The sequence below is a fragment of the Mesorhizobium sp. LNHC252B00 genome (genome assembly GCF_000502955.1).
Classification (GTDB): Bacteria; Pseudomonadota; Alphaproteobacteria; order Rhizobiales; family Rhizobiaceae; genus Mesorhizobium.
Genome location: NZ_AYWO01000007.1, coordinates 85,021 through 102,496, shown reverse-complemented (window position 1 = coordinate 102,496; position 17,476 = coordinate 85,021). Strand labels below are relative to the sequence as shown.

16 protein-coding genes and 1 riboswitch are annotated in these 17,476 nt (G+C 62.6%); of the genes, 8 read left to right on the top strand and 8 right to left on the bottom strand.

Annotated elements, in window-relative coordinates; all coding sequences use genetic code 11:
• Nucleotides 1-130 precede the first annotated feature (130 nt).
• The 3 genes from X744_RS158115 to X744_RS158125 all read right to left on the bottom strand — a co-directional run bounded on the left by X744_RS158115 (nucleotide 131) and on the right by X744_RS158125 (nucleotide 3,763).
• Nucleotides 131-1,279, bottom strand: coding sequence for an efflux RND transporter periplasmic adaptor subunit (locus tag X744_RS158115; RefSeq protein ID WP_023758999.1), 1,149 nt, complete (start codon nucleotides 1,277-1,279; stop codon nucleotides 131-133).
• A 50-nt stretch (nucleotides 1,280-1,329) separates the two neighbouring features.
• Nucleotides 1,330-1,935, bottom strand: coding sequence for a TetR family transcriptional regulator (locus tag X744_RS158120; protein WP_023758998.1), 606 nt, complete (start codon nucleotides 1,933-1,935; stop codon nucleotides 1,330-1,332).
• A gap of 187 nt (nucleotides 1,936-2,122) precedes the next feature.
• Nucleotides 2,123-3,763, bottom strand: coding sequence for an acyl-CoA synthetase (locus tag X744_RS158125; RefSeq protein WP_023758997.1), 1,641 nt, complete (start codon nucleotides 3,761-3,763; stop codon nucleotides 2,123-2,125).
• Between the two features lie 191 nt (nucleotides 3,764-3,954).
• Here X744_RS158125 and X744_RS158130 point away from each other — a divergent pair, with 191 nt between their 5' ends.
• The 4 genes from X744_RS158130 (at nucleotide 3,955) to X744_RS158145 (ending at nucleotide 7,672) form a co-directional block, all read left to right on the top strand.
• Nucleotides 3,955-4,920: a sugar-binding transcriptional regulator gene (locus tag X744_RS158130; protein WP_023758996.1), complete on the top strand. Its 966-nt coding sequence runs from the start codon at nucleotides 3,955-3,957 to the stop codon at nucleotides 4,918-4,920.
• A 90-nt stretch (nucleotides 4,921-5,010) separates the two neighbouring features.
• Entirely contained in the window at nucleotides 5,011-7,065 is a 2,055-nt protein-coding gene (locus X744_RS158135; RefSeq protein ID WP_023758995.1) for a bifunctional aldolase/short-chain dehydrogenase, read from the top strand.
• 75 nt (nucleotides 7,066-7,140) lie between these two features.
• Nucleotides 7,141-7,398, top strand: coding sequence for a type II toxin-antitoxin system RelB/DinJ family antitoxin (locus tag X744_RS158140; protein WP_023758994.1), 258 nt, complete (start codon nucleotides 7,141-7,143; stop codon nucleotides 7,396-7,398).
• A gap of 1 nt (nucleotide 7,399) precedes the next feature.
• The gene (locus X744_RS158145; protein WP_023758993.1) at nucleotides 7,400-7,672 is read left to right on the top strand and encodes a type II toxin-antitoxin system mRNA interferase toxin, RelE/StbE family; all 273 of its coding nucleotides are present in this window, start codon (nucleotides 7,400-7,402) and stop codon (nucleotides 7,670-7,672) included.
• Between the two features lie 14 nt (nucleotides 7,673-7,686).
• Here the strand turns inward: X744_RS158145 and X744_RS158150 are convergent, their stop codons facing one another.
• The 4 genes from X744_RS158150 to X744_RS158165 form a co-directional block, all read right to left on the bottom strand.
• On the bottom strand, nucleotides 7,687-8,532 hold the full coding sequence (locus X744_RS158150) for an acyl-CoA thioester hydrolase/BAAT C-terminal domain-containing protein (protein WP_023758992.1): 846 nt from the start codon (nucleotides 8,530-8,532) through the stop codon (nucleotides 7,687-7,689).
• 103 nt (nucleotides 8,533-8,635) lie between these two features.
• Nucleotides 8,636-9,688 carry a substrate-binding domain-containing protein gene (locus X744_RS158155; RefSeq protein WP_023758991.1) on the bottom strand — a complete coding sequence of 351 codons (1,053 nt, stop codon included), beginning with the start codon at nucleotides 9,686-9,688 and terminating at the stop codon, nucleotides 8,636-8,638.
• A 50-nt stretch (nucleotides 9,689-9,738) separates the two neighbouring features.
• Nucleotides 9,739-10,734, bottom strand: coding sequence for an ABC transporter permease (locus tag X744_RS158160; RefSeq protein ID WP_023758990.1), 996 nt, complete (start codon nucleotides 10,732-10,734; stop codon nucleotides 9,739-9,741).
• A 76-nt stretch (nucleotides 10,735-10,810) separates the two neighbouring features.
• Nucleotides 10,811-12,322: a sugar ABC transporter ATP-binding protein gene (locus X744_RS158165; RefSeq protein WP_023758989.1), complete on the bottom strand. Its 1,512-nt coding sequence runs from the start codon at nucleotides 12,320-12,322 to the stop codon at nucleotides 10,811-10,813.
• A 136-nt stretch (nucleotides 12,323-12,458) separates the two neighbouring features.
• On the opposite strand from X744_RS158165, the gene mtnK reads away from it, so the two are divergent.
• A complete protein-coding gene (gene mtnK / locus X744_RS158170; RefSeq protein WP_023758988.1) occupies nucleotides 12,459-13,733 on the top strand; it encodes an S-methyl-5-thioribose kinase in 1,275 nt (424 codons plus the stop codon).
• Entirely contained in the window at nucleotides 13,730-14,824 is a 1,095-nt protein-coding gene (gene mtnA / locus X744_RS158175) for an S-methyl-5-thioribose-1-phosphate isomerase (RefSeq protein ID WP_023758987.1), read from the top strand. The genes mtnK and mtnA overlap by 4 nt, the downstream gene beginning before the upstream one ends.
• A 17-nt stretch (nucleotides 14,825-14,841) precedes the next feature.
• On the opposite strand, the gene X744_RS158180 is transcribed toward mtnA, so the two are convergent.
• Nucleotides 14,842-15,381 carry an Lrp/AsnC family transcriptional regulator gene (locus X744_RS158180; RefSeq protein WP_023758986.1) on the bottom strand — a complete coding sequence of 180 codons (540 nt, stop codon included), beginning with the start codon at nucleotides 15,379-15,381 and terminating at the stop codon, nucleotides 14,842-14,844.
• Between the two features lie 48 nt (nucleotides 15,382-15,429).
• Here X744_RS158180 and X744_RS158185 point away from each other — a divergent pair, with 48 nt between their 5' ends.
• Nucleotides 15,430-16,608: an MFS transporter gene (locus X744_RS158185; RefSeq protein ID WP_023758985.1), complete on the top strand. Its 1,179-nt coding sequence runs from the start codon at nucleotides 15,430-15,432 to the stop codon at nucleotides 16,606-16,608.
• A gap of 69 nt (nucleotides 16,609-16,677) precedes the next feature.
• Nucleotides 16,678-16,823, top strand: a riboswitch (FMN riboswitch).
• Between the two features lie 77 nt (nucleotides 16,824-16,900).
• Nucleotides 16,901-17,374: a 6,7-dimethyl-8-ribityllumazine synthase gene (locus X744_RS158190; RefSeq protein WP_023758984.1), complete on the top strand. Its 474-nt coding sequence runs from the start codon at nucleotides 16,901-16,903 to the stop codon at nucleotides 17,372-17,374.
• Nucleotides 17,375-17,476: the final 102 nt, after the last annotated feature.

The following is a 17,476-nucleotide window of genomic DNA, read 5'->3' as shown; positions in this document are numbered from 1 at the left end:
CCGAGAGGAGAAACGCTCATCGCGGTGGGACGCGAAATCGATGTGGGGGTTACATCAATCGAGCGTCTCGGGTGGGCGCTTGCCGCCCGGAAACCAGCGGCTGCGGGAACGCGCAGCCGGTTGTCTTTCGTCAGCGCACCTGCTTGGTGTCGCCGCCGTCACCCGCCGCAGAGGCGGATTGCAGCACCGTGTCACCGGCGAATTTCACCTTGAGATTCTCGGTCATGAACTGCGTGCCGGCAGCGACCACGACGTCGCCGGGCTTCAGACCCTCTGCGACACGCACGCCATCGGCGGCAAACTTCGCGACCTTGACCGGACGGGCATGAACGGTATCGGCGCCACGATCGACGGTCCAGACGATCGACTGGCTGTCTTTCTCAGCCAATGCGCTCAGCGGGATCGAGACGAGCTGCCGTTCATTGGCGGCCGAGGCTTCGATGCTGGCGGTCATGCCGAGAAGCACGCGTGGGTCGTTTGGCAGGCTGACGCGGACGGCAAAGGTGCGCGATTGCGGATCGGCGCTGCCGGCGACTTCACGGACCTTGCCGTCCAGCGCCAACGCGTCGTCGGACCAGAAGCCCGCCTTGACGACCTTGCCCGGCTTGAATTCGGCGATTTCCATTTCCGGAACGGCGATCAGCACTTCCTTTTCGCCGTCGACCGCGACGGTGACCACCGGCGAGCCGGAGCCGACCACCTGGCCGACATCGGCGCTGACTGCGGTGATGATGCCATCCCTGTCGGCCTTGAGATCGGTATAGCCAACCTGGTTCCTGGCCTGGGCAAGCGTCGAGCGGGCGGAATCGCGGGTGGCGACGGCCTGGTCGTAGGCCAAGGTCGCCTGCTCCAGCTGCGATTTCGGCGCGAACTTCTTGTCGAACAGCTGTTCGGCGCGCTTGCGGGCAAGCTCCGATGTCTCGACCTGCCGATCGGCGGCATCAAGGGCTGCCTGCGCGCTCTTGACCGAAAGGTCGTAGTCGATGGGATCGATGCGGGCGAGCACATCGCCCGAGGCCACGTGCTGGCCGATGTCGACGAGGCGCTCTGTGATCTTGCCGTTGACCCGGAAAGCCAGCGCGCTTTCGGTGCGGGCCCGCACCGAGCCGGAATAGGAGAGCGTGCGCTTATCATGCGCCTGGGCGATCTCGACGACCTTGACCGGCCGGATGATCTCCTTGACCTCGGCTTTTTCTTGGCTGCAGCCGGCGAGCCCGAGGGCCGCGACCATCAGGCCAGCAACTGGCAGTTTGCGGAGGATGGAACTGGACAAAGACATCTTGTACTCCCGACTGGAGATGAACGGTCGATACCGGCGTTCGGCGGCTATTACTTCAAAGCCCTGATCGCATAGTCGATCAGGTCGTCGGGCATCGCCCGGTTGGTCTTGGCAAGGCATTGCGCCACCATCTGCGGATGACACAGGATGACGGTCGAGGCGCCGAAGCACCGAGACGCGATCACCGGATCCTGTTCCCTGAACTCACCGGCCTCGATGCCGTCGCGGATCACGTCCGCAAACAGGTCGTGAATGCTGTCGACATGCTTGTCGATGACGCCCCAGTCCCGTTCGAGTGCGACGACGACAATCTCGTGGACCTTCTGCTCGTCGAGCATGACTTCCATCGTCATCTTGTATTGGGCATGTATGTAGCGCCGAAGCCGCTCCTCGGCGCTGATCGGCAGGTGGGCAATCTCGTAGGCCATCTTATAGCTTGCACCGAGCATCCGACCGCAGACCGCCTGGTGGATTTCCACCTTGGAAGCGAAGAAGCGGTAGATGTTGGCCGGCGACATGCCGAGTTCGCGGGCGATGTCGGCGACATTGGTCTTGCCGTAGCCGTAGTGGCGGAACAAGCGCTCGGCGCAATCGAGAATGCGCGTCACATTTTCCTGTCGGGCGGCGTCGGCGACGATGGTGGCGGCTTCGGACATGACCTCTGTTGCTTTACGAATGACGAATTTCAATTTTCGTCACTCGTAAATCGAAACGAGTGACCTGTCAATGCGATTTCGGCGTACTTGTACGATTGTTGACAGATGGTGACATTCGATAGACGTCACGAAGCCACCGGAGGATGCGGACTGTAGAGAATATTTTCCGCGAGAGACTGTCGGCGATTCAGGCGACCTTTGCCATTTCGCGCAGCCGGAACTTCTGAATCTTGCCGGTCGAGGTCTTCGGGATTTCGGCGAAGATCACCGCCTTCGGCACTTTGAAGCGGGCAAGCAGCGCGCGGCAGTGTTCGATGATCTCGGCCTCGGTCGCCGACTTGCCAGGCTTCAATTCGACATAGGCGATGGGCACCTCGCCCCATTTGTCGTCGGGCCTGGCGACAACACCGCAAGAGGCGACGGAGGGGTGTTTGTAGAGCGCATCCTCGACCTCGATCGAGGAGATATTCTCGCCGCCCGAGATGATGATGTCCTTGGAGCGGTCCTTGAGCTGGATGTAGCCATCGGCGTGCATGACACCGAGATCGCCGGAATGGAACCAGCCGCCGGCAAAGGCCTCGTCGCTCGCCTTGCGGTTCTTCAGATAGCCCTTCATGACGATGTTGCCGCGGAACATGACCTCGCCGATGGTCTCGCCGTCCGCCGGCGTCGTCCGCATCGTCTCAGGATCCATGATGGTCAGGCCTTCGAGTGCCGCATAGCGTACGCCCTGCCGTGCCTTCTTGGCGCTGCGTTCACCCTTTTCGAGGTCGTCCCAGGCGCCGTGCCATTCGTTGACGACCGCGGGGCCATAGGTCTCGGTCAGGCCATAGAGATGGGTGACGGCAAAGCCGGCATCGGCCATCCCCGACAGCACGGCTTCCGGCGGTGGTGCGGCGGCCGTGTTGAAGGAGACCGTCTGCGGGAACTCCCGCTTGTCCCCGTCCTTCGCATTGATCAGCACCGACATGACCACGGGCGCGCCGCAAAGATGCGTGACGCCGAGATCGGCAATCGCATCGTAGATCGGCTTCGGCCGCACCCAGCGCAGGCAGACATGGGTGCCGGCCTGGACGGCGAGCGTCCAGGGAAAGCACCAGCCATTGCAGTGGAACATCGGCAGCGTCCACAGATAGACCGCATGCTTGGCCATGCCGGCATGGATGGTGTTGGTGTAGGCCATCAGGGCGGCACCGCGGTGATGGTACACCACGCCCTTCGGATTGCCTGTCGTGCCCGACGTGTAGTTGAGCGAGATCGCATCCCATTCGTCGTCGGGCATCGACCAGGCGAAATCCGCATCACCACCGGCGACAAAGGCCTCATAGTCGAGCGAGCCAATCCGCTCGCCTTTAGGGTACGGCGCGTCGGCGGCGTAGTCGGGATCGTCATAGTCGATGACCAGCGGCTTGACCTTGGCCAGTTCCAGGGCCTGTTTGATGACACTGGAGAACTCGCGGTCGACGATCAGTACCTTGGTCTCCGCGTGGTCGAGTTGGAAGGCGATGACCGCGGCATCGAGGCGTGTGTTGAGCGAATGCAGCACCGCCTTGGTCATCGGCACGCCGAAATGCGCCTCCAGCATCGGCGGCGTGTTGGACAGCATGACGGTGACCGTGTCGCCCTTGCCGATGCCCCGTTTCTGAAGCGCCGAGGCAAGCTTCAGCGAGCGATGCCAGAAATTGCGATAGTCGATGCGCTGGCGGCCGTGGATGATGGCGATATGGTCGGGATAGGTCCTGGCCGCGCGCTCCAGATAGGTGAGCGGCGTCAGCGGCTGATGGTTGGCCGCGTTCTTGTCGAGATCCTGTTCGTAAGGATTGCCCATCCCCATACTCCCCGCGTTCTTTCTTTAGACGTTCTAATCACGGCCTCGGGCCGCGTCACCATCAACGATGCCCCGTTGAGGCGCATTTGGCGCAATGATCATCCAGATTCGCCTCGCCAAAGGGCATCGCATACCTGTGTCCAGTTTGACTTTTGTCGAGAGCCGTGAATAATGTCAGCCGAGGAGATGGCATGGCGATCAGACCGGCAGAACAACTTATCCACAAGGCCGCCTGGCTCTATTATGCCCATGGCCTGCGGCAGGACCAGGTGGCAAGCCAGCTTAACATTTCCCGCGCTTCGGTCGCCATGTATCTGCGCAAGGCGCGCGAGACCGGCATCGTCAACATCTCGACCTCGACCCAACTTTTCACCGACGATGTGCTGGCGCGCAAACTCGAAGATGCGCTGCACCTCGACGCCGTCTGGATCGCGCCTGAAAACGACCATATCGCCGACCCATCGACGGAAATCGCCGTGCTGGCGGCAAGCGTCTTTCTCGAGCTGGTCAAGAAGGGCGACCGCATCGGCGTCGCCTGGGGCCGGACCGTCTACATGATCGCCGACATCATGTCCTATGCTGACCTGCAGGATGTCACGGTGGCGCAACTCTGCGGCAATCTCGGCGCGCCCTATTCCTATCGGCCCGATCAGTGCACGATGGAGATCGCGCGGCGCCTGAACGCCAAGGGGCTCAACTTCTACGCACCGCTGGTGCTGTCGACGGAAGAGCTGGCACGTGCGCTGCGTGCCGAACCGGTGATCCGCGAACAATTATCGGGCGTCGGCGAATGCGATCTGGCGCTATACTCGGTCGGCGCGGTCGATGCCGACAGCCATCTGGTCAAATGCGGCGCGCTGACACCAAGTGAAATGGCGGAACTGCGAAAGCAGGGCGCTGCCGGCGTCATTGCCGGGCAGATCATCGACGCCGGGGGCAAAGTGCTCGACTGCAGTTATAACAGGCGGGTGATCTCCGCCGAACTTGCCTCACTGCGCGCCATCGCCCGGCGGCTGATGGTCGTACAGGAGGACAGCAAGTTCGAACCGCTGCTCGCGGCGATCGCCGGTGGCCTTTGCACGCATTTGGTGGTCGGCGCGCGCATGGCGCAGCGGCTCTTGGATCATGCGGCCGCCACGACAGAAAAGGCTTCCTAGCAATCAGCACTCCCGTCGCCGTCGCATTGTCATCAAAGCGTCGCGGCATTCCTGTTTCACCATCGAAGACAGCAATTGGACGAAGCGAACATGAAGAACCTGTGGAATGACGATGCAGCCGAAAAGCTCGTTGCCGACTATGCAAGGAAGGGCGTCGGCCGCGACCTGGCCTTGCGCGTCTACACGACGCGGCTGCTGGGCGGTGAACCGAGACTGGTGCTGCATGGCGGCGGCAACACCTCCTGCAAGACGACGGCCGTCGATCTTGTCGGCGACGAGTGGGACGTGCTGTGCGTCAAGGGCAGCGGCTGGGATATGGGCGTCATCGAGCCGCAGGGCCTGCCGGCGGTCAAGCTCAAGCCACTGCTCAAGGCGCGCGCGCTGAACAAACTGGCCGACGAGGACATGGTTGCCCTGCAACGCGCCAACCTCATCGACCCGTCATCGCCCAATCCTTCTGTCGAGACGCTGCTGCATGCCTTCCTGCCGCACAAATTCGTCGACCACACGCACTCGACTGCCATCTTGGCCATCGTCGACCAGGAAGATTCGAAACCGCTGGTGAAGACGGTGTTCGGGAGCAAGATGGGCTATGTGCCCTACATCATGCCCGGCTTCGACCTCGCCAAGGCGGCCGCCGACATCTTCGACGCCGACCCCACGGTCGAGGGCCTGATCCTCGACAAGCATGGCATCTTCACCTTCGGCGACGACGCCAAACAAGCCTACGACCGGATGATCCACTATGTGAATGTCGCCGAGGACTTCATTACCGCAAGCGGCAAGCCCAAGGCAGCAAAGGCAGCCTTGCCGGCAAAGCTCGCGACACCGGCGTCTATCGCGCCGATGCTGCGTGGTGCCGTTGCAGTGGCTCGCGGCGAAGGCCGCTTCGACCGCATGATCAGCGACTTCCGCACTTCGCCGGCAATCGTCGATTTCATCAATTCGACCGAGATTGCCGATTATGCTGGACGCGGCGTGTCGACGCCCGATCTGTCGATCCGCATCAAGACCGGACCGATGGCACTGCCGGCGCCCGATGCCGACAAGGCCGGCGACTACAAGGCGGTGATCAAGGACCATGTCGACGCCTTCGCCAAGGATTACCGCGCCTATTTCGAGACCAATGACGCGCTCGACGACGTCAAGCGCACCATGCTCGACCAGATGCCGCGGCTGACGTTGGTGCCGGGCCTCGGCATGTTCGGCCATGGCCGCACTCTGAAGGATGCGAAGATCGCGTCGGATGTCGGCGAGATGTGGATCGAGGCGGTGCGCGGCGCCGAGGCGGTCGGGCGTTTCCATCCGCTCTCCAAGGCAGACCTGTTCCCGCTCGAATACTGGTCGCTGGAGCAGGCCAAGCTCGCCTCCAACAAGCCGAAGCCGCTGACCGGCCAGGTCGTGCTGATCACCGGCGGCGCCGGCGCGATCGGTGCGGCGACAGCAAAACTGTTCGCCGACAATGGCGCTCACGCCGTCGTCGTCGATCTCGATGCCGAGAAGGCCGCCGAGGCGGCGAAGAAGGCCGGTAACAATTCGATCGGCGTCGCCACCGACATCACCGACCCGGCACAGGTGCGTGCCGCCTTCGACAGAGCGGTCGCCGTGTTCGGCGGTGTCGACATCCTGGTGTCCAATGCCGGTGCTGCCTGGGAAGGCCGCATCGGCGAACTCGACGATGCGCTTTTGCGCAAAAGCTTCGAGCTCAACTTCTTCGCCCATCAGTCGGTGGCGCAGAACGCTGTGCGCATCATGCTCGAACAAGGCACTGGCGGCGTGTTGTTGTTCAACACGTCCAAACAAGCAGTCAATCCTGGCCCGAAGTTCGGCGCCTATGGCTTGCCGAAGGCAGCGACCCTGTTCCTGTCCAGGCAATACGCGCTCGACTATGGCGCGTATGGCATCCGATCCAACGCCGTCAACGCCGACCGCATCCGCTCAGGCCTGTTGACCGACGCCATGATCGCCAGCCGCTCGGGCGCGCGCGGCGTGTCGGAGAAGGACTACATGTCCGGCAATCTGCTCGGCCAGGAAGTGACGGCGCAGGACGTGGCACAGGCATTCCTGCACCACGCGCTGGCCGACCGAACCACCGCCGACGTGACGACGGTCGACGGCGGCAATATCGCGGCGGCGTTGCGGTAGATTGAGAGAGCATCAACCGGCTTGCGCAGCTAGCAATCCGTAGCTACATTGTAGCTCACTCAGAGGAGTTATAACATGGCAACTGATACCGTGGTCCGCGCTCGGATCGATACGGCGACAAAGGATCAGGCAACAGAAGCCCTGGCGGCAATGGGCCTGTCGGTTTCCGACGCCATCCGCCTGCTTTTGGTTCGCGTCGCTGCCGACAAGGAATTTCCCTTTCCGGTGAAGGTGCCTAACGCAACCACTCGAAAGGCCATGGCCGAATTGGAACAGGGCAAGGGCAAGCGTTTCGCCTCGGCCGATGAGCTGTTCAAGGATTTGGGCATCTGATGTGCTGACGCCTGTTCGCTCCGGGCAATTCCGTCGCGACGTGAAACGTATTGAGAAGCGTGGCAAAGACCTTGGCAAATTGCGCGAACTGCTCGGCCGGCTGATCGCCGGAAACGAGCTACCGGCGAGTTATAAGGACCACCCCTTGAAAGGCGACTGGAAAGGCTATCGTGACGCGCACATAGAACCGGACTGGCTCTTGATCTATCGGGTGGCCAGCGACGAATTACAGCTTGCTCGGACCGGCTCTCACTCCGATCTGTTCAACGAGTAGCCGAAACCGGTCTGCTACAGCAGTTCCCGGATGCCTTCCCAAGCCTTTCTGCCAAGCCTTGAATCAGCCTCGTCATTGCCTCCGTGTGCATGCAATGCGGAGCGTGGTGTGTTCTCACCTGGCAAGAGAATGCGGTGGCCCGCGCCCGGCGATGAAACGAGATGTGTGACCTTGCCTTTGTTGTCTCGCCGCCGAACAATGTCCATTGCGAACCATAGGGAGGGCCACAGCGCGTCGTCGCCACCTGCAACCAGCAGAATCTCGGCCGATGCGGTCTCAACGGGGATGGCTGTCGCATTTGCTTCCCGTTCGAAGGCTTTGAAACAATGCTCAAAGTGTCCTCGGTAGGACACAAGGCCATCCACATACTCTCGGGTCCAATTCGGATCCGTCGGCACAAACGGTAGGGGAATACCGTCGAGCGACCATGAGGATCGCTCGGGCCAGCTGACACCATCCCGGCCCGCGCCGATATTTCCCCAAACCACCGATGACGGGCTGATTGCGACCACAGCGTCGATTCTCGGGTCATGGACCGCCGCGAGCAGTGAGGCCCCGGCACGCTTGGATGTGCCGACGTAGACGATGCGGCGGCATCCTGTTTCAATGAGAGAGTTGGTTGCCGCAAAGAAGGTTTCGAGGGGAATTTCGCATATTCCGGGAGCCTGGCCCTCGCCGCCGAACCACTGCAGGGCCAAGGCAGATGAGCCCTCGTTTGCAAAAAGCCGCGCGCGCCCGACATCGACGCGGCCACTCGATCCGCCCAACACCACGACGCCGGTGGTGGCCTGCGGGCATCGAAGCAATGTTCCGGCGACGGCACCGGACAGATTTTCCTCGATTGCGGTCTGTGGTTCCATACACGCACCGAACCTTGGGCCGGAACAAGCGAGCCGGCCCTGCAAATATTCGGCAAGAAGGCCGCCCGCAGCAAGCGGCTGCAAGCGGCCCTCGATAGCGAACTTACTTCGCGTTCGGGTTCGGCATCCAGGCCGGCATCGCGACATCGGCGTGAGCGAACTGCGGCAGCTTGGCCGACAGATCCTCCATGTTCTTGATGTCCTTGTCGATGAGGTCCTTCTGGGTGATCAGCGTCGGCGGCACGACGACGTTGTGGCCGGGATCTTCACCGGCCAGCAGCTGCGCCAGCGCACGCACCGAGACCTGGCCGACGACGGCCGGGTTGGTCGCGGCGGTCGCGGCCCAGGCGCTGTCGGGCTCGCGCATCGCTGATATATCGGACGTTGAGATATCGGCCGAATAGATCTTGATGCCCTTGTTCAAGCCCGCTTCGTCGACGGCGATCTTCACGCCCTTGGCGAATTCATCGTAGGGGGCGAACATCACCTTGATGTCGGGATGGGCCGACAGCACCGAGCGGGCCTGGTTGGCGACCGAGTTGGCGATCGGATTGTCGAGCGTGCCGAACATCGCGACTTCCTTGATGCCGGCATATTTCTTCTTCACGTCGACCCAGGTCTCGTTGCGGCGGTCGAGCGGCGCGATACCGGCGACATAGACATAGCCGGCATCCCAGCTCTCGCCATTGTCCTTGACCGCCTGCTCGAGCGCGAGGCGGGCCAAGTCGCGGTCGGACTGTTCGACCTGCGGGATCTTGGGGTTCTCGACATTGACGTCGAAAGCCACAACCTTGATGCCTGCGTCGACCGCACGCTGTGCGGCGTCCTTCATCGATTCTGTCAGGCCGTGCTGGATGATGATGCCCTGAACGCCGAGCGCAATGGCCTGGTCGACCATGTCGGATTGAAGCGCGGCGTCCTGGCGGCTGTCGAGCACGCGCAGGTCGATGCCGAGCGCCTTCGACTGTGCCTCGACGCCGCTGAGATAGGCCTGGAAGAAGTCACCGGTCGAGAGATAACGCACCAGCGCGATCTTGACGCCGGGCTTGTCGAAAGGCGCCGGCTTGTCGGCGGCCAGCGCCGGAACCTGCATCAGCATGGTTGCGCCGGCCAATCCGAGCGCCACCTTTCCCAGAAGTCTTCTTGTAATGCTCACTTTGTTTTCCTCCACTCTTGTTGAACCCAAAATCCTGTTCCGATCGAAAGCTACCTCCTGCCCCTGCCCGAAAGCGCAAAGGTGAAGACAAGGGCGACGACCAGAACCACGCCCTTGACGAAATCCTGCGTGTAGTAAGGCGCGTTCATCATCGTCAGGCCTTGCAGCAAGATGCCGACGAACAGCGCGCCAACGGCCGTGCCGAAGGCGTTCGGCTTGGCAGCACCCAGCACCGCGTAGCCGATCAGCGCCGCAGCGACGGCATCGAGCAGCAGATTATTACCCGAGGCGATGTCGCCCCGTCCAAGCCGGGCGGCGAGCAAGATGCCGCCGATCGAGGCAAAAACTCCTGAAATAACGTAGGCCCAGATCTTGTATGCCTTGACAGGCGCGCCGGCGAGTTCGGCGGCACGCTCGTTGCTGCCGACCGCATACATCATGCGGCCGAAACGGGTGTATTCGAGGAAGAACCAGATCAGCACGGCGAGCACGAGCAGCACCACCACCGACACCGGAATGAGGTTGGGGATGAAGAAATCGAAGCGGTGGCGGCCAAGCGCCAGGAAGGCGTCAGAGAATTTGCCGTTGGCGACCGAGCCGTCCGGCATGGTCATGCCGGTGGCGATCGAGCGGCCTTCGGTCGGAATGCGCTGCAGGCCGACGAGCAGGAACATCATGCCGAGCGTCGCCAGGAGATCAGGCACGCGCATGTAGACGATCAGCCAGCCGTTGATCAGGCCGACAATGGCGCCGATCAGCAGGCAGACGACGACCGCGACGAAGGCGTTCTGCTCCAGCACCACCATGACATAGGCGGCCGCCATCATGGCCGACGTGGCGACCGAGCCGATCGACAGGTCAAAGCCGCCGACGACGAGCGTCGCGGTGACGCCGAGTGCAAGCACGCCGGTGATGGCAACCGATTGGAAGATGAAGACGGCACTTTGCGGAGAGACGAAACCGTCGGCGGCAATGGCGAAATAGCCGACGAGCCCGAACAAGAGCACGATGAAGCCGTAGCGGATGGCGTGGTCGCGCGACGTCATTCAGCGCTCCCGCGCGCCGCTGCCGTCTTTACCCAACTCGAACCCATGCTCTCTCCAATCCTATTCACCGCGACCCTCAGGCGGCGCTGTGCAGCGGTCCGCCCGCCACCTCGGCCAGCAGACGATCGAGATCGACGTCGGCATTGCGATGCTCGCCGACGATGGTCTGTTCCGACATCACCAGGATGCGATCGGCGGTCTCCAGCGCCTCGTCGAGTTCGGTGACGAACAACAACGTGGCGCGGCCGTTTGCACTCGCTCTCAATTTGGCGGCAATGTCGCGCCGCGCGGAAATGTCGACGCCCTGAAACGGCTCGTCCAGAATGAACAGTCTTGCATCCTGAGCCATCCAGCGGGCGACCATTACCTTCTGCTGGTTGCCGCCGGACAGCTCCGACATCTCGTCCTTCTCGGAGCGGCAGACGATGCCCAGTTCCTCGATCTGCCGGCGCGCCGTGGCGCGTTCGAGACGGCGCCTGAGAACAGCGAAACGCGACATGCGCTTGTGAAACGGCAGGCTGATATTTTCCTGGATGTTGAAGCCGCCGACAATGCCGTTCTCACCACGGTCCTTGGCGACGAGGAACACGCCGGCGGCGATCGCCTCACCCGTCGATCGCGGTGCATAGGGCTTGCCGCTCATCGTCATGGTGCCGGCGAGCGGCTGGCGCACGCCAAACAGCGTCTCGGCAAGCACCGTCTTGCCGACACCGACGAGGCCGGTGATCGCAACGACCTCGCCGTCGCCGAGCGTCAGCGAGATCGGCCGGGCACCTGGCGCGATGCGCAGGCCCTCGATCGTCAGGATTGCCTTGGCCGAATTCCTGGCAACGATCTGGTCGAGATGGATCTTGCGGCCGAGCATGGCGTTGACCGCGCCTTCATAGTCGAGCGGCTTCTTGTCGAAGATGCCTGAGATGATCCCGTCGCGCATGGAGACGATGCGGTCGGCAAGTCGCCTGATATCCGACATGCGGTGCGAGATGTAGAGGATGGCCACGCCTTGCTTGCGCAGCCTGTCGACCAGTGCAAACAGCCGATCGGCCTCGGTGCTGGAGAGCGATGAGGTCGGCTCGTCGAGAATCAGCACTTTCGGCTGGTGCGCCAGCGCACGGGCAATCGCCACCATCTGGCGATCGGCCAGCGAAAGATCGCTTACCCGCGCCATCAGATCGATGGCCAGCCCCATGCGGTCCGCGACCGCCTTGGCCTCCCGGCGCACGCGCGCCGGATTGAACAGGGTCGGCGCGCCGCTGCCACTCAGCCTGTCGAGAGTGAGATTGGTAGCAACGTCGAGATCGGCGACGACACCGTCATTGATGTTCTGGTGAACGGTGACGACGCCGGCGCGGATCGCCTCGGCCGGGGTTTTCGGTGCAAAATCCTGGTCGGCAAGCGCCATCGTGCCGCCACCGCGTTCGTAGACGCCGGAGATGATCTTGACGAGGGTGGATTTGCCGGCGCCGTTGGCGCCCATCAGCACGGTCGCTTCGCCCGCATGCAATTCGAGCGAGACGCCGCCAAGCACCTCGTTATGGCCAAAGGATTTCCTCAGTCCCTCTACGCGGAACACGGCATTGCCGACCATGCGTTCCTCCCTGACATGACGCTATGGCCTGTATCGTCAATTGTCAACACGATTGACAATTGCCAGATCGCTTCCTAGCTTGGCCCGACCGTCACGTCTCGATTATGTTCGGGGCGCGCATAGCGGGAGGATGACGATGACTGAAGAATTGCCGTTCGAAGCCCTGTCGGTCGAGACCCTGGCTGCCCGCCTTGGCACAAACTACGCGCTGTGCGCGAAGATCGGCAATGACACCACACGCTGGAAGGTCCGCGAGGTCGGTGACGGCAATCTCAACCTCGTCTTCATCGTCGAGGGCGCCAGCGGTGCGGCGGTGGTCAAGCAGGCCCTGCCTTATGTCCGTCTGGTCGGCGACAGCTGGCCGCTGCCCTTGAAACGCTCCTTCTTCGAATATCATGCGCTGACAAGGCAAGAGGCGCGCGCGCCGGGTTCGGTGCCGGCGATCCATTATTTCGACGAAAGCCAGGCGCTGATCATCATGGAATATCTAGCGCCGCCGCACATCATCCTGCGCCGCGCGCTGATCGAAGGCCGGCGATTGCCGAACATTGCTCGGGATATCGGCCTGTTCATGGCCCGCACGCTGTTTCGCGGCTCCGACCTGTACATGGCGGCCAAGGACCGCAAGGTCGACCTGGCGCTGTTCGCCGACAATGTCGAACTCTGCGACATCACCGAGAGCCTGGTGTTTTCCGACCCCTATTTCGACGCCAGGATGAACCGGCACACCTCGCCGCAGCTCGACGGCCTCGTCGCCGAATTGCGCGCGGACCGCGACCTCAAGGTCGAGGCGCAGCGGCTGAAGCACATCTTCGCCGCCAATGCCGAAACGCTGCTGCATGGCGACCTGCATTCCGGCTCGATCATGGTCACCGATACAGAAACCCGGATGATCGATCCGGAATTCGCCTTCTACGGCCCGATGGCCTTCGATGTCGGCATGCTGCTCGCCAATTTCTGGATGTCGTTCTTCTCGCAACGCGGGCACGAGCAGGAAGGAAAGCGCGATGCCATGCGCGCCTATCTGCTCGAGGTGACAGTCGAGACCTGGTCAGTGTTCCGCGCGGAGTTCTCGCATCTGTGGCGCACCGAACGCAGCGGCATGCTCTATCAGAAGAGCCTGTTCGAGGATCAGGGCGACAGGCTCGGCGCCGAGCAGGCACTCGACCATGTGCTGCACCAGATCTGGACCGATCTGCTCGGCTTTGCCGGCATCGAGGTTCATCGGCGCATCCTCGGTCTCGCCCACAATGCCGATTTCGAGACCATTGCCGACGAGGATTTGCGCGCCAGTTGTGAGGCAAAGGCGCTGAAATTCGGCCGTCACATCGCCGTCAACCGGCGCCATATCCATAGCATCGGCGAGGTCAACCAACTGGCCGCGCTGATCGAACAGGAGAGCAGCATTTGAACGTCGGCGACCGCCACTATCGCACCATCTGGCTGAGCGGCGACGGGCGTTCGGTGGAGATCATCGACCAGCGCTGGCTGCCGCATGATTTCCGCATCGAGACGATCGGCACGGTTGACGGCATCGCCACCGCGATCCGCGACATGTGGGTGCGCGGCGCGCCGCTGATCGGCGTCACCGCTGCCTATGGCGTCGCCATGCAGATGGCCGACGATCCCTCCGATGCGGCGCTCGATGCCGCGTGGGAGACGTTGCACGAGACGCGCCCGACCGCCATCAATCTGCGCTGGGCGCTGGACGAGATGCGGCGCTTCCTGCGGCCATTGCCAGCAGAGCAACGCGCCGAAGCAGCCTACCGACGCGCCGGTGAAATCGCCGACGAGGATGTAGGCCTCAACCGGGCCATCGGCGAGAACGGCCTCGCCATCATCAAGGCGATCGCGGCGCGCAAGCAGCAGGGCGAACCGGTCAACATCCTGACCCACTGCAATGCCGGCTGGCTGGCCACCGTCGACTACGGCACCGCCACCGCGCCGATCTACCTAGCCACCGAGGCTGGCATTCCGGTCCACGTCTATGTCGATGAGACGCGGCCACGCAACCAGGGCGCCCAGCTGACCGCATGGGAGATGGCCGGCCACGGCGTGCCGCACACGCTGATCGTCGACAATGCCGGCGGCCATCTGATGCAGCGCGGCTCAATCGACATGGTCATCGTCGGCACCGACCGCACGACTGCCAGTGGTGATGTCTGCAACAAGATCGGTACCTATCTCAAGGCGTTAGCCGCCGCCGACAATGATGTGCCTTTCTATGTCGCGCTGCCGTCGCCGACCATCGACTGGACGGTGCATGACGGTCTGGCCGAGATCCCGATCGAGCAACGCTCTTCCGACGAGGTGTCGCTGGTCTGGGGCAAGACCGCCAGCGGCGAGATTGCCCAGGTGCGCATTTCGCCGGCGACGACGCCCGCAGCGAACCCGGCTTTCGACGTGACGCCGGCGCGGCTGGTGACCGGCCTGATCACCGAGCGTGGCATCGCCAAGGCGTCGCGCGAAGGCCTGCAGGCGCTGTTTCCCGAGCGTGGTTAGGAGCCGACCGTCGAACCTCAATACAGCGGCTTGGCCATATGCCTTGGCGTTGGCCACTCGGTGGTGGTGCCGGGCTGCACCGGCCGCTCGAGATAGGTAGACAGCACCACATAGCTGCGGGTCGAGGTGACACCAGGCGTCTCGTAAAGGCGCGACAGCAGTCCTTCGAGTGCCCTGGTGTCTTCGGTGCGCACCTTGAGCAGCATGCAGCTGTCGCCGGCAACCGAATGGATCTCCTCGACCTCCGGATACTCCGAAACCGCCATCAGCTCCGGGGTTTTTCCCCAGCCTTTGGTGTCGATATGGACAAAGGCAAGCAAAGGCTTTTTTACCGCCCGGGGATCGATGATTGCCGCGGTGTTGCGGATGGCGCCGCTGCGCCGAAGGCGTTTGACCCGCTCATGCGCGGCAGGAGGCGACAAGCCCACGCGATCGCCCAGTTCGGCGTAGCTGATCGTGGCGTCATCGACCAGGACGCCTAATATTCTTCGGTCTATCGCGTCGAGGTCGCGGGTCGCAGCCTTGTTCTGCGGAATACCATCTGTTTCTTCATCCATGGCCAATTTCCCGATTGCAGCTGAATAAAATACGGCGATCATGACGATATGTCGAACGCAGATCAAGTTGCATCTCTGGCGCCTAGCGCTCGCGCGCCGATCCCGGCGCTGGCTTACCTGCTGACCGGATGCATCGCGGTCATCGGCTCGAATTCGCTTGTGCTGGGTCCGATCGCACCGGCCGTGGCCTCCTCGTTCGGTACCAGCGTGCCGACCGTGATGATCGCGGCGGCCGCGTTCGGCCTCGGCACCTCCGCAAGCGCCCTGTTCCTGGCCCGCTACATCGACCGCCTCGGCGCGCGCCGGATGCTGCAGGGCGCATTGCTGTTGCTGGCGATAGCGCTGGTAGCAAGTGCAATGGCGCCCACAGTGGTCATGCTGGTCGCGGCACAGTTGCTGGCGGGCATCGCTGCAGGCATCGCCATGCCGGCGATCTATGCCAGTGCGGCGGCCATCGCTCCACCGGGCAGGGAGAGCGGCACGATCGGCGTCGTGCTGACCGGATGGACGCTCAGCATGGTGGCCGGCGTCTCGCTGTCGGCGGTGTTGGCCGATCTCGTGCATTGGCGCGCCGTCTTCGCAGCAGTCGCTCTGCTGGCAGTGCTTGCACTGGCCGGCCTCTCACTCTCCTCGCTAAACGATGTCAGGAAAAGCGGTCCGGCACCGACCCCGCTGGACGCGCTCGGCATTCCCGGCATCGTCCCGCTTCTCATTGCCTGCGCCGCGTTCATGACCGCCTTCTATGGTGTCTATGGCTATCTCGGCGACCACCTTCACGTTGGGCTGGGAGAGCCGGTCAGCGCCAATGGGCTCGCCGCACTCGCCTATGGGATCGGGTTCGGCACCGCTGCTCTCCTCGACGGCGTCATCGATCGGCTGGGTGCACGACGCGTCATGCCATTCGCCTACCTTCTGGTCGCCGTCGTCTATGTCGCAATGGCCGCGACGAGCGGCAGTTTCGGGCTGACCTTGACCATGGTGGCCGTTTGGGGACTGGCCAATCATTTCGGCCTCAACGTCTTGGTGATGCGTCTGTCAGCACTCGATCCGTCGCGCCGCGGCACGATCATGGGCTTGAACAGCGCGGTAACCTATCTTGCGGTCTTCGTCGGCACCACCAGCTTCGGGCCGCTTTATTCCAGCTTTGGTTTTGCGACATGCGCGGCGGTCGCAGCAGTGCTGATGCTGGTTGCGGCGTCGGCGGCGGCGTGGCGCCGATCCACTTGACAGACTGTATTGGTCATCGGCTCTTCGTCCGGTTGACAGCGGCACCCCTGCCCTTCCATACAAAGCCGTTAAAGTTCTCAGGGCGGGGTGAAAGTCCCCACCGGCGGTAAAGGTTTCGGCCTGAGCCCGCGAGCGCCCTCCGATGGTCGGAGGGGTCAGCAGATCCGGTGTGAATCCGGAGCCGACGGTTACAGTCCGGATGGAAGAGAACGAAACGGAAGCCGGCCCGCTTTTCGCGGGCTTAATCCGTATCGTGCGTCCTGATTCTGGTTCGAAACGGAAGGATGGACCCATGAATCAGCATTCCCATAAAGACTATGAAACGACCCGCGTCGCCGTTATCAGGGCGCGCTGGCATGCCGACATCGTCGACCAATGTGTGCAGGCCTTCGAAGCGGAGCTTTCCGCGCTTGGGGAGAACCGCTTCGCCGTCGATGTCTTCGACGTGCCGGGCGCCTATGAAATTCCGCTGCACGCCAAGACCCTGGCCCAAACCGGCCGCTATGCCGCGATCCTCGGCACCGCCTCCGTCGTCAATGGCGGCATTTACCGGCACGAGTTCGTCGCCAGCGCGGTGATCGACGGCATGATGAACGTGCAGCTGTCGACCGGCGTGCCAGTGCTGTCGGCGGTGCTCACCCCGCACAACTACCATGACAGCGCCGAGCATCACCGCTTCTTCTTCGAGCACTTCGCCGTCAAGGGCAAGGAAGCCGCCAATGCCTGCGTGCAACTCCTGGCGGCGCGGGAATTGATCGCGGCCTGACCAAAGAGCCCGGATTTCAGCCCTGCAACAAGAATTGCGATCGAGAAGAACCGTGAAGGTTGCGGTTCCGCTGAAATCCGGCCAGAAGCATCAAGGGCCGGC